General features: G+C 58.7%; 14 protein-coding genes. 7 read left to right on the forward strand and 7 right to left on the reverse strand.

All coding sequences use genetic code 11. The features are described 5' to 3' along the window. Position 1: 1 nt before the first annotated feature. From cyoB to hmpA, 5 genes are all read right to left on the reverse strand, one after another. Positions 2 to 2,032 (reverse strand): cytochrome o ubiquinol oxidase subunit I, encoded by a 2,031-nt coding sequence (gene cyoB / locus AACY18_RS15240; protein WP_339465291.1) that lies wholly within the window; start codon positions 2,030 to 2,032, stop codon positions 2 to 4. Positions 2,033 to 2,035: 3 nt separating this feature from the next. Continuing rightward, positions 2,036 to 2,977, reverse strand: a complete 942-nt coding sequence (gene cyoA / locus AACY18_RS15245) for a ubiquinol oxidase subunit II (protein ID WP_339432141.1) — start codon at positions 2,975 to 2,977, stop codon at positions 2,036 to 2,038. A gap of 825 nt (positions 2,978 to 3,802) precedes the next feature. Then, positions 3,803 to 4,312 (reverse strand): disulfide bond formation protein B, encoded by a 510-nt coding sequence (locus tag AACY18_RS15250; RefSeq protein WP_277759198.1) that lies wholly within the window; start codon positions 4,310 to 4,312, stop codon positions 3,803 to 3,805. A 25-nt stretch (positions 4,313 to 4,337) separates the two neighbouring features. Further along, on the reverse strand, positions 4,338 to 4,898 hold the full coding sequence (locus AACY18_RS15255) for an ester cyclase (RefSeq protein ID WP_221731496.1): 561 nt from the start codon (positions 4,896 to 4,898) through the stop codon (positions 4,338 to 4,340). Between the two features lie 166 nt (positions 4,899 to 5,064). Then, a complete protein-coding gene (gene hmpA, locus AACY18_RS15260) occupies positions 5,065 to 6,246 on the reverse strand; it encodes an NO-inducible flavohemoprotein (RefSeq protein WP_339432142.1) in 1,182 nt (393 codons plus the stop codon). Between the two features lie 163 nt (positions 6,247 to 6,409). On the opposite strand from hmpA, the gene norR reads away from it, so the two are divergent. The 5 genes from norR to AACY18_RS15285 all read left to right on the forward strand — a co-directional run bounded on the left by norR (position 6,410) and on the right by AACY18_RS15285 (position 10,730). Beyond that, on the forward strand, positions 6,410 to 7,969 hold the full coding sequence (norR, locus tag AACY18_RS15265; protein ID WP_339465294.1) for a nitric oxide reductase transcriptional regulator NorR: 1,560 nt from the start codon (positions 6,410 to 6,412) through the stop codon (positions 7,967 to 7,969). Between the two features lie 125 nt (positions 7,970 to 8,094). Further along, on the forward strand, positions 8,095 to 8,997 hold the full coding sequence (locus AACY18_RS15270) for a chemotaxis protein CheV (protein WP_221731499.1): 903 nt from the start codon (positions 8,095 to 8,097) through the stop codon (positions 8,995 to 8,997). A 27-nt stretch (positions 8,998 to 9,024) separates the two neighbouring features. Beyond that, a complete protein-coding gene (locus tag AACY18_RS15275; protein WP_339465335.1) occupies positions 9,025 to 9,483 on the forward strand; it encodes a GNAT family N-acetyltransferase in 459 nt (152 codons plus the stop codon). A gap of 87 nt (positions 9,484 to 9,570) precedes the next feature. Further along, positions 9,571 to 9,897, forward strand: coding sequence for a hypothetical protein (locus tag AACY18_RS15280; protein ID WP_339432144.1), 327 nt, complete (start codon positions 9,571 to 9,573; stop codon positions 9,895 to 9,897). Positions 9,898 to 9,980: 83 nt separating this feature from the next. Next, positions 9,981 to 10,730, forward strand: a complete 750-nt coding sequence (locus AACY18_RS15285) for a YkgJ family cysteine cluster protein (protein ID WP_339432145.1) — start codon at positions 9,981 to 9,983, stop codon at positions 10,728 to 10,730. A 74-nt stretch (positions 10,731 to 10,804) separates the two neighbouring features. Here AACY18_RS15285 and AACY18_RS15290 read toward each other — a convergent pair whose 3' ends face one another. Both AACY18_RS15290 and AACY18_RS15295 read right to left on the reverse strand, forming a co-directional pair. Continuing rightward, positions 10,805 to 11,044, reverse strand: a complete 240-nt coding sequence (locus tag AACY18_RS15290) for a hypothetical protein (RefSeq protein WP_339432146.1) — start codon at positions 11,042 to 11,044, stop codon at positions 10,805 to 10,807. A gap of 111 nt (positions 11,045 to 11,155) precedes the next feature. After that, on the reverse strand, positions 11,156 to 11,461 hold the full coding sequence (locus AACY18_RS15295; RefSeq protein ID WP_339465296.1) for a type 1 fimbrial protein: 306 nt from the start codon (positions 11,459 to 11,461) through the stop codon (positions 11,156 to 11,158). Positions 11,462 to 11,726: 265 nt separating this feature from the next. Here AACY18_RS15295 and AACY18_RS15300 point away from each other — a divergent pair, with 265 nt between their 5' ends. Both AACY18_RS15300 and AACY18_RS15305 read left to right on the forward strand, forming a co-directional pair. Further along, positions 11,727 to 11,948, forward strand: coding sequence for a hypothetical protein (locus AACY18_RS15300; protein ID WP_339432148.1), 222 nt, complete (start codon positions 11,727 to 11,729; stop codon positions 11,946 to 11,948). A 195-nt stretch (positions 11,949 to 12,143) separates the two neighbouring features. Further along, positions 12,144 to 13,460 carry an OprD family porin gene (locus tag AACY18_RS15305; RefSeq protein WP_339465298.1) on the forward strand — a complete coding sequence of 439 codons (1,317 nt, stop codon included), beginning with the start codon at positions 12,144 to 12,146 and terminating at the stop codon, positions 13,458 to 13,460. Positions 13,461 to 13,503: the final 43 nt, after the last annotated feature.

Below are 13,503 nucleotides of genomic sequence, written 5' to 3' on the forward strand. Positions count from 1 at the left end.
TTTAAGCCTGTTCCAACGAGGTTTCAACACGGGTGGCGGAAGCCGGGATTTTCCCTGCCGCAACCAGACGCTTGTGCTGCTCGGCTTCGATGCGCTCGATCGTTTCAACCGGAACCATATAGCCCTGGTCGTCACGCGCAGCGTGGATCACGAAGTACACGACAGTGCCGACCAGACTTGCGATCGCCAGCCACCAGATGTGCCAGATCATCGCGAAACCGAACACGGTCAGCAGTGCGCCCATCACCACGCCAGTGGCGGTGTTGTTCGGCATGTGGATCGGCTCGTACTTGGCCGGAGCCTGGTACGCGGTACCGTTTTCCTTGGCTTCGGTGAACGGGTCGATGCAGTCAGCCTTAGGCAGCACAGCGAAGTTGTAGAACGGCGGTGGCGACGAGGTCGACCATTCCAGCGTGTGGCCATTCCACGGGTCACCGTGATCGCACACGTTCTCTGGCTTGTTACGGTCACGCACACTGACGTACAGCTGGATCAGTTGACAGGCGATACCGACAGCGATCATCACCGCGCCGAACATGGCAACGTACAGGTACGGCACCCACTCAGGGTTGGTGGTGGCGTTCAGACGACGGGTCATGCCCATGAAGCCCAGTGCATAGAGCGGCATGAACGCGACGAAGAAGCCCGAGATCCAGAACCAGAACGCTGCTTTACCCCAGCCTTCGTGCAGCTTGAAGCCGAACGCTTTCGGGAAGTAGAAGCCGAAACCGGCGATGTAACCGAATACCGCACCGCCGATGATCACGTTGTGGAAGTGCGCGATCACGAACAGGCTGTTGTGCAGAACGAAGTCAGCACCCGGGATGGCCAGCAGTACGCCGGTCATGCCGCCGATGGCGAAGGTCACCATGAAGCCCAGGGTCCACAGAACCTGGCTGGTGAAGCGCAGACGGCCCTGGTAGATGGTAAACAGCCAGTTGAATAGCTTCACACCCGTCGGGATGGAAATCAGCATCGTCGCCAGACCGAAGAAGGCGTTGACGCTCGCACCCGAACCCATGGTGAAGAAGTGGTGCAGCCAAACCATGAAGCCCAGTACCGAGATCGCGCCCGAGGCGTAGATCATCGAGTGGTGGCCGAACAGTTTCTTGCCGGTGAACGCCGAGATCACTTCCGAGAAGATGCCGAATGCCGGCAGGATCAGGATGTATACCTCAGGGTGGCCCCACGCCCAGAACAGGTTGACGTACATCATTGGATTGCCACCAAGTTCATTGGTGAAAATGTGGAAATCCATGTAACGGTCAAGTGTCAGCAGTGCCAGCGTAGCGGTCAGGATCGGGAACGAAGCCACGATCAGAACGTTTGCCCAGGTGCAGGTCCAGGTGAAGATCGGCATGTCCATCAGTTTCATGCCAGGGGTACGCATTTTCAGCACGGTGGCCAGGAAGTTGACCCCCGTTAGCGTCGTACCCAACCCGGATAACTGTAGCGCCCAGATGTAGTAGTCCATCCCCACGCCAGGACTGTATTGCAAGCCCGACAGCGGCGGATAGGCAACCCAACCGGTCTTGGCGAATTCGCCGACGCCCAGGGACAGGTTGATCAACACAACGCCCGATACCAGCAGCCAGAAGCTCAGGGAGTTCAGGAACGGGAAGGCAACGTCACGCGCGCCGATCTGCAGCGGCACTGCAAGGTTCATCAGGCCGGTGAAGAATGGCATCGCCATGAAGATGATCATGATCACACCGTGAGCGGTGAAGATCTGGTCATAGTGTTCAGGCGGCAGGTAGCCAGGCGAACCCTCGGTGGCCATGGCCAACTGGGTACGCATCATGATCGCGTCGGCAAAGCCGCGCAGCAGCATGACCATGGCAACGACGATGTACATCACGCCGATTTTCTTGTGGTCGACCGACGTCAGCCACTCGGTCCACAAGTACGTCCACTTCTTGAAGTAGGTGATTGCAGCGAACAGCGCCAGACCACCGAGGGCGATCATGGCGATGGTCACCATCACGATCGGCTCGTGGAATGGGACTGCTTCCCAACTTAATTTACCAAACATCGTTTACTCCTCTGCCCCGGCAGCTGAATGCGAACTCGAGTCAATATCCGTGGCCGCCACTTCTTTCTCTTTCTTCTCGTGCTTCAGCGGCTTGCCCGGCTTCATACCTTCGTACTTGTCGACGATGATCTGGAACTGGTTGGGCGTGACCGACGAGTAGAGCTCGACTGGGTTGTTCTGGCTCGGTTTGGCAAGGGCTGCGTATTCAGCTTGATCAAGCTGTTTAGGTGACTTCTTGACTTCGCTTACCCAGGCGTCGAAATCTTCCTGAGTCGTCGAGATGGCTTTGAACTTCATGCCGGTGAAACCCGCGCCGCTGTAGTTGGCGGAGATACCGTCCATTTCAGCGTTGCGGTCAGCGATCAGGTGCAGCTTGGTCTGCATGCCCGCCATCGCGTAGATCTGGCCGCCCAGACCCGGGATGAAGAACGAGTTCATCACAGCGTCGGAGGTGATCTTGAAGTTGATGGGCGTGTGCGCCGGGAACACGATCTTGTTGACCGTGGCAATGCCTTGTTCCGGGTAGATGAACAGCCACTTCCAGTCCAGCGCGACCACTTCGATGGTCACAGGCTTGACGTCGGATTCAATCGGACGATACGGGTCCAATTCGTGGGTCGAAATGTAGGTGATGTAACCCAGGGCAATAATGATCAGCACCGGGATGGTCCAGACCGCCACTTCGATTTTGGTCGAGTGCGACCACTTCGGGGTGTAGACGGCGTTCTTGTTGGACGCGCGGTACTTCCAGGCAAACAGGAAGGTCATGACGATAACCGGCACCACGACCAACAGCATCAGCAAGGTCGCGGTGATGATCAGGTTGCGCTGTTCCAGGCCGATCTGGCCCGTTGGATTGAGCAAGGTCATGTTGCAGCCTCCCAGCAACAACGTGCCGAGCAGCGGCACTAGGCCTAGTAATCTGGGGTACCTGTTTTTACTCATCTCACGACCTCTAAAGCAGCTTGCGCAATGCAGTTGGGTTTTGATCGCCAACACTTCACCCTGCCAAGGGTTGGCATTTTCTTTGGATTGAATAAGGGCCGCCCGTCGCGCGTCAGACGCTCGACAAATCCCGGAGCAGCGTTAAGTTCTTATTCGAATTCGTGGTCAAAGGCCTTGTTACAGACCAATTCCATTTGGTGCGGAAAGTTGGAAGGCACCGACACCTGGGTGTCTCGCCAGCCATCCGGCCTGCTCGACACCCGACTTCCTGCTCAGTTCCTTAATAAAGGCTGAACAGTGCCGGAAATTCATTGCGGGCGATTGTAGATAGGTAGCGCCCTATACACCATGTCTTATCCCGAAATAATTTTTATCCGTTCGAGCAACAATCCATCGCCATTTTTGCAAAAGTGCCGCATGTTATCGAAATCGATTCTCAACAAAAACACCAAAAATAGTAGGTGTATCCGCGTCAGCTCAGACAGCTCTGAAGGCTTTTTCCGAAGACCAGAACTGCGCAAAGCCTGATATTCAAAGGCTTTTGGCCATATCCCGACGCTTGTTAAAAATGCCTGATCTGGCACTCGCGTTCAAAACACGAAAAACGCCGAAACATACCAATCCTTTTTTGTAACAGCACACCAATCCGTGTCTGTGAAACCGCTGGCGACGCCGCTCGTGTGACAACATGTCGCACACCTGTCGCACGCTCCATTGCCGTTCGTCACGGTGATCTGACAAACACTCTGAAATGCAAAACGCCCCGATTTGCTGATCCGCAAATCGGGGCGCTTTCTGTATCGGCCAAAGCGTTGAAAAGTTGACTCAGCGCAGTGCTTTCCGGTTACGCGAGGTCAGCAGTGGCACCAGAATCACCACCAGCACGAACGCCACCAGCGCCCATTGCGCCAGCGACAGACCGAGGATCGGCGGGTATGGCGTCGAGCAGAAACCGTCGACCTGGAAGCCCAGCGGGAAGATCTTCGCCAGCGGCAGGTCATCGACAATCGGCTGCAGCACATCGATGCCGCAGCTCACCGCCGGATAGAACTGCGTGTAAACGTGATGCCCGGCCACACCTGCGCCAGCAATCGCGCAAATCACCACCAGCACTTCAAACACCGTGATGCTGCGCCGGGTGCGCATGCCTGCGCCAATGAACGCGAACAGCGCAATCAGCAACAACGCATAACGCTGCAAGATGCACAGCGGGCATGGCGCCTCGCCCAGTACGATCTGCATGTACAGCGCCCCACCGATCAGCGCCAGGCAGATGATGCCCAGCAGCACCAGAAAGCGCCGCTCACGTCCCAATCGAATCGTTTCCTCGCTCATCGCGTTTCCCTTGTATGTCCATGGTTCAGCTAGCTGGCGGCTGCGCGTGCAGTTGCGCCATCAGGCTGATGTTGTCTTCGATATGCCAATTGGCCGCGATGCGACCGTTGTCGATCTGATAGATATCGGTTGCCCGGAAGTCTACACGCTGGCCCTGCCCTTTGAGAGCCTTGAACGTGCCGCTGAAGTGCCCGTGAAAGTGCAGATGCACCACCACGCGATCACCGGCGACGATCATTTGCTCAATGTCGCAACGCAGGTCCGGCACCGCTGTGCGAAAGAACTTCGACGCCAGCAATGGCCCGGTCGGCCCTTGCACCCGACCTTCAGGCGGAGTCTTGTCGACAAACTGCGGCGACAAGGCGGCGATGGCCAATGCCTCCTCACCCGAATTCCAGAAACTGCCATAACGCCGCGCTGCCAGTTCCATGGCCTCAACCTGTGCCTTGGGCAGGCTCTGATCGACGATCAGGGTCTGCGGTGTGATCAAGGCCGATTCGGCACAAGCAAATGGGCTGGCCAACAGCGAAGCCGACAGGCTCAGCGCAGCGAGGCTGAAACGAGGGGAGAAGATGATGTGCGACATGGGAGCGATCCTGATCAGGTAAACGAACGAGCGCCTATCATCAGCATCGGGGAATAAACGATAAACCGGTTAAGAAACGATTAACCTTTAAACACTTTTTAAGAATCGAGACCGTAGTGATGCCATCGCGGGCAAGCCCGCGATGCAAACGACTCGGTCCGAAGGATTATTCCAAAGCGGATGCCGGGCCAAAGAACTCATACCGGCTCTGCTTCTCCGGCACGCCCAGCGCTTTGAGATGGCGCTTGATCGCCGCCATGAAACCTTTCGGCCCCAAGAAATAAGCATCGACATCACGCTGCGCCGGCAGCCATTCGCCGAGCAATTGCTGGTTCAACATCCCGACGTTGTCCGCCGCCGGGCTCACACCGTCATCTTCGGCGTAGCAATAGAAACGCTTGAGTTGCGGATGACGCTCAGCCAAACCATCGATCCAGTCGCGGAACGCATGGACGCCGCCGTTGCGTGCGCAGTGGATAAAGTGCACCGGGCGCTTGGTCTGCAGCGCCGCTTCAAGCATCGCCAGGGTCGGCGTGATCCCGACGCCACCGCTGATCAGTACCAGCGGTTTGTCGCTGGCCGTCAGGGTGAACTCACCCGATGGCGGAAACAGCAGAATGCTCGCCCCCACCTGCAATTGATCGTGCAGATGATTGGACGCACGGCCACCCGGCTCGCGCTTGACGCTGATGCGGTACTGGCCTTTGTTCGCCAACGCCGACAGCGAGTAGTTGCGACGGATTTCTTCGCCATCGAGGATCAGCTTCATTCCGATGTACTGACCCGGCTCGGCCGCGAGAATCGGGCCTTTGTCCGCAGGTTCAAAGTAGAACGAAATGATTTCCGCGCTCTCCTCGACCTTGGCCGCCACAATGAACTCGCGCGCGCCGCGCCAGCCGCCGACGGCGTGTTCTTTCTGATCATAGATGGCGGTTTCGGCGCCGATCAGAATGTCGGCCAGTTGCCCATAGGCCGCGCCCCAGGCACTCATCACCTCAGGCGTAGCGATCTCTTCGCCGAGCACTTCAGAGATGGCGCGCAGCAGGCATGTACCGACGATCGGGTAATGTTCCGGCAGAATCTGCAGGGCGACGTGTTTGTTGATGATCTTCGCCACCAGGTCGCCCAACTGGTCGAGTTGATCGATGTGCCGCGCATACATCAGCACGCCGTTGGCCAGGGCCCGCGGTTGATCGCCGCTGGCCTGGTGGGCCTGGTTGAACAACGGACGCACTTGCGGGTATTCAGAGAGCATCATGCGATAGAAGTGGGTGATCAGCGCTTCACCGCCGCTTTCCAGCAGAGGCACGGTGGATTTGACGATGGCACGATCCTGGACGCTAAGCATAAGGGTGACTCCTACGTTTTCTTGAAAGTTACCTTAGGCTTATCAGCTTCCGTGCCAACTTTATTTCCTATAAAAAACAATCACTTAAAATTTAAGTAGTCATATCGACACCAAGCTATTTATAGTCAACACGACTACATCTTGTCTCTTTGCCTACAAAACCATGTCCGCCAAATCCCTGCTCACCGCCCTGCTGCCTCTGGTCTCCGACCTCTCCCGTGAACTGCCCGAGGGCGAGCGTTACCGACGCCTGCTCGAAGCCATGCGCGCCCTGCTGCCCTGTGACGCTGCCGCACTACTGCGCCTGGACGGCGAAGCGCTGGTGCCGCTGGCGGTGGACGGCTTGAGCACCGACACCCTCGGCCGACGTTTCAAAGTCAGCGAGCATCCGCGCTTCGGAGTGTTGCTGGCAGGCAAAGGGCCGACCCGATTCGCTGCTGACAGTGACTTGCCCGATCCTTACGACGGCTTGGTCGAGGGCCTGGACGATCATCTCCAAGTCCACGACTGCCTCGGTTGCCCGTTGTTCGTCGATGAAAAGCTTTGGGGCCTGATCACCCTCGACGCCCTGGATCCCGAGCGTTTCGAACCGATCGAACTGGATGCGCTGCAAGCCTTCGCCAGCCTCGCCTCGGCCACGGTCAACGCCGCCGAGCGCATCGAACGTCTGGCGACTCGCGCCGAAGACGAACACCAGCGCGCGGAGGTCTACCGCCAGGCCAGCGGCCAGCAGCACCGCGAAATGATCGGCCAGAGCAAAGCCCTTAAACGGCTGGTAGAAGAAATCAATCTGGTGGGTGGCAGTGATCTGACCGTGTTGATCACCGGCGAAACCGGGGTCGGCAAAGAACTGGTCGCCCAAGCCATTCACGCCGCCTCCCCTCGCGCTGATAAACCGATCATCAGCCTCAACTGCGCCGCCCTGCCCGACACGCTGGTGGAAAGCGAGTTGTTCGGCCATGTACGCGGCGCGTTTACCGGCGCCACCAGTGACCGGCGCGGCAAATTCGAGCTGGCCAATGGCGGCACGCTGTTTCTCGACGAGGTCGGCGAGTTGTCGCTAACGGTGCAGGCCAAGTTGCTACGGGTTCTGCAGAGCGGCCAATTGCAGCGCCTGGGCTCGGACAAGGAGCATCAGGTCGATGTGCGCTTGATCGCCGCGACCAACCGCGACCTGGCCGAAGAAGTGCGCAGCGGCCGTTATCGCGCCGACTTCTACCACCGCCTGAGCGTGTACCCGCTGCGGGTGCCGGCGTTGCGTGATCGCGGGCGTGACGTGCTGCTGCTCAGCGGATTCTTCCTCGAACAGAACCGTTCGCGCATGGGCCTCAACAGCCTGCGGCTCAACAGCGACGCCCAAGAGGCCCTGCTCGCCTACACTTGGCCGGGTAACGTGCGAGAGCTTGAACACCTGATCGGTCGCAGTGCCCTCAAAGCGCTGGGCAACAGCAAAGTAAGGCCGAAAATACTCAGCCTGAGTGCCGCGGACCTGGATTTACCGCATGAGGTTGTGGATAACTCGCCTTTGCCGGCGGCCGCTGTTGTGGCGCCTGTATCGCTCATCAGCGGGGACTTGCGCGCGGCGACCGAGGCGTATCAGCGCCAGTTGATCAGTGCGGCGCTGGCGCGCAATCAGGATAACTGGGCAAGTGCGGCGCGCGAGTTAGGGTTGGATCGGGCAAATCTGGGGCGGATGGCCAAGCGCCTCGGCATGAAAAACTGAAAAGCTTGAGAAGCCCCTCACCTGACAACTGACCTAAAGCCCATCCTTTAAACGCCGATAACCCGGCATCGATCGTTTTTGGCGATTCCACCTTCGCCCATCACCTTTTTCCACAGAAGGTTTTTATGTCCTCCAACAAAGCCCGCGCAGATTCACTTTCGCTTCTGCTGTTTACCTTGCGCAGCGGCAAGCTGATGGCGATCAACCTGCTGAAAGTCAGTGAAATCATCCCCTGCCCGCCGCTGACCAAGCTGCCGGAGTCGCACCCGCACGTCAAAGGCATCGCCACCCTGCGCGGCGCCTCGCTGTCGGTGATCGACCTGAGCCGCGCCATCGGCGAGCGACCGCTGGAAGACCCGAACGGCGGCTGCCTGATCGTCACTGACGTCAGCCGCTCGAAACAAGGCCTGCATGTACAGGCCGTGAGCAAAATCATCCATTGCCTGACCACCGACATCAAACCGCCGCCGTTCGGCTCCGGCGGTGTGCGCGCCTACATTACCGGCGTGACCTCGGTCGAAGGCACGCTGGTGCAAGTGCTGGACATCGAAAAAGTTATCCACAGCATCGCCCCGGCGCAGATTGAAATGGCCCCCACCGACCTGACCATGGAAGACGCCGAAGTCCTCGGCAACGCAAGGATTCTGGTGGTCGACGACAGCCAGGTAGCGCTGCAGCAATCGGTGCATACCCTGCGTAACCTCGGCCTGCAATGCCACACCGCCCGCAGCGCCAAGGAAGCCATCGACTGCCTGCTCGACCTGCAGGGCACGGCGCGGCAGATCAACCTGATCGTCTCGGACATCGAAATGTCCGAGATGGACGGCTACGCCTTCACCCGGACCCTGCGCGAGACCCCGGACTTCGCTCACCTCTACGTGCTGCTGCACACCTCGCTCGACAGCGCGATGAACAGCGAAAAAGCCCGTCTGGCCGGGGCCAACGCGGTGCTGACCAAGTTCTCCTCGCCGGAGTTGACCCAACGCCTGATCGAAGCGGCCAAACACGTTGCCGCCAGCGGACACTGAGCCTTGGGCCAGACGCACTGCTTGCTGATGCGCCGCGATCTGCGCGCGGAGGCGCCGCCAATTGTCTGGCCGCAGGGTATCGAGGTCAGCCTTTATAACGCCGAACTGGCCCCGACCGTGCACCACCTGATGCAACTGGGCTATCGCGACGGTGGCGGCCGGGTGCCAGCGCTGGAGCAATGGCAGCAACGGTTTGAAACCGATCCCGAATACGATCCGACCCTGTGTTTTATTGCCCACGATACCGAGGGCGTCGTCGGTGTAGCGCAATGCTGGACCAGTGCCTACATCAAGAATCTGGTGGTACATCCGCGTGCTCGAGGCCGAGGTCTCGGTCGGGCGTTGCTGCTCAATGCATTCAAGGTGTTTCAGCAACGACGCGAGGGGTTCGTCGATTTGAAGGTGCTGGAAGATAACGTTCGGGCGCAGCGGTTGTATGAGAGTGCCGGGATGTATGTGGTTCGCCGGGAAATCGTCCCGCACTGATCCACTGCTTCCCCGCGACGACGTCGGCACAGACAACGTCTCACACTCAGGCATACTCCAACCTTGGCCATAACAAGGATGCCCACCATGAAGACCCTCACCTTAAGCCTGCTCTGCCTCACCGCGCTCACCTCCCTGGCCCACGCCTCCAGCCCCGAAGCCTGGGCGGCCTACGACAAAAGCGTACTCGCCAGTTGCACCAAGGCCAGTGGCCTGAAAAACGTCAAACCGGTTGGCAACCCCGCGCAATTCGATCGCCGAGTCGGTTACACCGCCGTTCTGCTGCAAGGTCAATACCCGCAAAAACACATGAAGGGCCAGCAAGGTACAGAGCTGTGCCTGTTCAACAAAAAGTCAAAAAGCGCCTTCGTCACCGAATGGGACTCGATCCGCCCCACCGCCAAAGCGCAGTAAATGGCGCACAACTTGCTTCGACAGGAGCCTGCACGGCGACTTTACGTCGCCGTTTCACACCCTGATTGAAGATTGATCGTTCAATGAATACGACGTTTTCCTGCGTAGGTTGCGGCAAATGCTGCACTGACCACCATGTCCCCCTGACCCTCTCCGAGGCCCGCATGTGGGCAGCGGATGGCGGCCAGGTGATCGTGCTGGTCGAAGCATTCCTCGGCAACGGCCTGGGCTTACCGGCGCAGCAGCGCGAGCACGCCGAACGGCGGTCGGTGGTGGTGCGCAGCGGTATGGCCGATGCCCACGTAGCCATCACCTTTGCCGCATACAACGTCGGCCCCTGCCGGAATCTTGACGAAGACAAGCGCTGTCGGATTTATGAACGTCGCCCCCTGGTGTGCCGGATTTATCCAGCGGAAATCAACCCGCATATTCCGCTCAATCCTGCCGCCAAGGATTGCCCGCCGGAGTCTTGGGAACAGGGCCCGGCGCTGATCGTCGGCGGTGAACTGGTTGATCAGCAATTGGTGGAGCTGATACAGCGTTCACGTCAGGCGGATCGCGATGACATCCAGATCAAAGAGGCGATTTGCGCCAGGCTCGGCATTCGCACCACGGCGCTCAAGGGCGATGGCTTTACCGCGTATTTGCCGAATATGGCGGCGTTTGCCACCGTGATAGACCAAGTGAGCGCGCAACCGCCGAACGAAGCCCTGAGTGAATGGCTGTTTCATGTGTCCGGGGATGACATTGCCGGGCAAGTGCTGGCGGCCGGAGGGCAGGTGGTGACTGAGCCGGCGCAGACGTATGCGTTCATCTCGCTACGGGCGGCATGATCCAGCATTTTCGCTGAGGCTGATGACCTGACCGTGATCGAACATCACAGCCAGGCCTGAGAGGGGAATGAAACTCAGCGCTTGCCCATCGAACGACGGGTGCCCGGCGGCGCCATGCCCGGGGTCTTGGTGTGGCCATTCTTGGCGCCGTTCTTGTACCACGGCTGGTTCGAACCTTTGGCGCCCGCCAACTCGCCCGGTTTGAACGGGAATTTGAAAGCCGGGATCTCGGTTTTGGTTTCGTTGGCGTCGGCCAGGTCAGCCGGGACATCGCTCACGGCGTCGTCAACCGGCGGTAGGGTCGGGGAAGTCATAAAAGCTCCGCAAAGCAAAAAATCGGGCCCGATCAGTGAGCCACAAAGGCGCGCAGTATACCTGTGCGCCGTGGGTCAGCACCTGAAGATTTGCGGCGCACGCCGAACGGTTTACAGGTAAGTGATGGTCACAATGCCTTTGTCGGCCGAGGTCTTCAGCGACTCATAGGTCATGGCAAACGGCAACGTCTCATGGCTGCACGCGTTGCGGTAGGTATCGACATCGAAGCGCATGCCGGGCTTGAGCTCGACCTGGCGCGATTCACTGAAAGCCAATGTTCCCGCTCGCCCGACTTCACAGCCGGAATCGACGATTTGACCGGTGAAACGGATCTCCCCGGCAGTGCCTTGCGGGGCAGCAGAGACCGTGAGCGCAAGCAAAACCAACACACTCGAAATGACGGTTCTGGGTTTCATGACAGGACACTCCCGTAGAGACCCACGCCGTTAATGCTTGGGCTATATAAGGTGTATCCGCTGGCGAGAGCGGATCTTTAGGCGCGCAGTGGCGGGTCGGCTCTCAGCGCTGTCTTCCATAGACCGGAAGATCAATACACCAGGGCCCGCCGATATTTGCTGTTGCTGTAACAGTCATTTATGAAAATCACGCTGTTTCCAGGCGCAAAGCGACCTTATCTTTGCCCGCACCAAACAGCACTTGCCAAGCAAGAAGGTTTTCAGAATGTCCAACAGTATGGGTATTGCCAGCGCTTTCGTTTTGTCCTCATTGATCCTGTCGCCGATGGCGATGGCTGAAGAATCCCAAGCGTTCGTGGCGCAAAAAATTGCACGAGCCCAAGCGTACGATCAGCACCAGGCTGAAATGGTGGCCAAGGCCAAAGACGCCACGCAAGCCCCACAGGCCGCCGCCGGCGCGGCTCAATCGCCAGAGAAAGACAGCTGAGTCACGCCCTGTTCCGCTTCCCTCGACGCGGTTGTTTGGCTCTTCCCGTTCAACCGTCGTCATTGCAGGCCGCTGCCTTTCAGCGGCCTTTTTTCGTTGTGGTCTGAAAGCCGTTTGGTGCGTCTTCCCCAATAAGAAACGTTGAGCACCTCGATACATTGAAGTGCCAATCGACCCCAAGGAGCTCCCCAGCACGTGCGTTACCCAGTCCGTTTTACTCCGTTGTTCATTGCAGTTGCCGCAACGATGGCATCCTCCGCCCACGCCGATGAGCCGGCCAAAGAAGGTTTCGTCGAGGGCTCAAACCTCAACCTCAACGCCCGCAATTACTACATCAATCGCAATCGTCTCCAGCGCACAGACGACAACATCGAGTGGGGCCAGGGCTTTCTCGGCATCTTTCAGTCCGGCTATACCGAAGGCACGGTCGGCTTTGGCGTTGATGCACACGCCATGCTCGGGCTGAAACTCGACGGCGGTGGCGGTACGGATGGCTCCAGCATCCTGCCGATCAGTGATGGCCACGGCAAAGCGCCGGGCGCATTCTCGACGGCCGGCGGCACCTTGAAAATGCGCGCGTTCGATACCGAGCTGAAGGCCGGCGATCTGTTTCTCACCAACCCGGTGATTGCTGGTGGTGACAGCCGTATGCTGCCGCAGACGTTCCGAGGCGTCAGCCTGACCAACCACAGCTTCGACGGCTGGTTGATCGAAGGCGGTCAGGCCAGTTTCACCAAGCCTTACAACCAGAGCGGCCACACACGCATCGGCACCTCCTATGGCGCCCTGGCCGATGGCGATGACAGCCGTCACCTGAACTGGGCGGGCGTGGCCTGGAGCGGTGTCGAGGGCCTGACCAGCAACCTTTACGCCTCCGAACTCAAAGACATCTGGAACCAGTACTACTACGACCTCGACTACACCTGGCAATTGAACGATGTGATCAGCCTCAATCCGGGCCTGCACGTCTATCACACCCAAGACACGGGCGATGCGCTGCTGGGCAACATCGACAACAACACCTACAGCTTGCACGTCACGGTCGGTGTCGGCGGCCACAGCGTCACCGCCGCGTATCAGCGGGTCAACGGCAACACGCCGTTCGATTACATCAGTCAGGGCGACAGCGTTTACCTGGACAACTCGCAGCAATACTCGGACTTCAACGGCCCGAACGAACGCTCGTGGAAGCTCAAATACGCCTATGACTTCGCGGGTGTCGGTGTGCCGGGCCTGAATTGGGCGGTGTCCTACTCGCGCGGAACGCTTGATCTGAGCAAAGTGGACCCGGACAGTCAGGGTTACTCCAATTGGTACAGCGCCGAAGGGCGAAACGCCAAGCACTGGGAACGCGACATCGATCTAAAGTACGTGGTGCAAAGCGGTCAGGCCAAAGATCTGGCCGTGCGTCTGCAATGGGCAACCCACCGTGGCAGCAACGGTTACGGCGCGATTGATACAGACACTGATGAATACCGCGTAATCTTCGACTACCCGATCAACGTCTTCTAGGATCGGCGCTACGCTCAAAGGACCTCTTAACCGAAAGCGCATC

This window comes from Pseudomonas sp. EA_65y_Pfl2_P74 (assembly GCF_963970575.1).
Classification (GTDB): domain Bacteria; phylum Pseudomonadota; class Gammaproteobacteria; order Pseudomonadales; family Pseudomonadaceae; genus Aquipseudomonas; species Aquipseudomonas baetica_A.

Coding starts and splice junctions, on each gene's coding strand:
- cyoB (WP_339465291.1), bottom strand. CDS start 2,032: ATGTTTGGTAAATTAAGTTGGGAAGCAGTCCCATTCCACGAGCCGATC.
- cyoA (WP_339432141.1), bottom strand. CDS start 2,977: ATGAGTAAAAACAGGTACCCCAGATTACTAGGCCTAGTGCCGCTGCTC.
- AACY18_RS15250 (WP_277759198.1), bottom strand. CDS start 4,312: ATGAGCGAGGAAACGATTCGATTGGGACGTGAGCGGCGCTTTCTGGTG.
- AACY18_RS15255 (WP_221731496.1), bottom strand. CDS start 4,898: ATGTCGCACATCATCTTCTCCCCTCGTTTCAGCCTCGCTGCGCTGAGC.
- hmpA (WP_339432142.1), bottom strand. CDS start 6,246: ATGCTTAGCGTCCAGGATCGTGCCATCGTCAAATCCACCGTGCCTCTG.
- norR (WP_339465294.1), top strand. CDS start 6,410: ATGTCCGCCAAATCCCTGCTCACCGCCCTGCTGCCTCTGGTCTCCGAC.
- AACY18_RS15270 (WP_221731499.1), top strand. CDS start 8,095: ATGTCCTCCAACAAAGCCCGCGCAGATTCACTTTCGCTTCTGCTGTTT.
- AACY18_RS15275 (WP_339465335.1), top strand. CDS start 9,025: ATGCGCCGCGATCTGCGCGCGGAGGCGCCGCCAATTGTCTGGCCGCAG.
- AACY18_RS15280 (WP_339432144.1), top strand. CDS start 9,571: ATGAAGACCCTCACCTTAAGCCTGCTCTGCCTCACCGCGCTCACCTCC.
- AACY18_RS15285 (WP_339432145.1), top strand. CDS start 9,981: ATGAATACGACGTTTTCCTGCGTAGGTTGCGGCAAATGCTGCACTGAC.
- AACY18_RS15290 (WP_339432146.1), bottom strand. CDS start 11,044: ATGACTTCCCCGACCCTACCGCCGGTTGACGACGCCGTGAGCGATGTC.
- AACY18_RS15295 (WP_339465296.1), bottom strand. CDS start 11,461: ATGAAACCCAGAACCGTCATTTCGAGTGTGTTGGTTTTGCTTGCGCTC.
- AACY18_RS15300 (WP_339432148.1), top strand. CDS start 11,727: ATGTCCAACAGTATGGGTATTGCCAGCGCTTTCGTTTTGTCCTCATTG.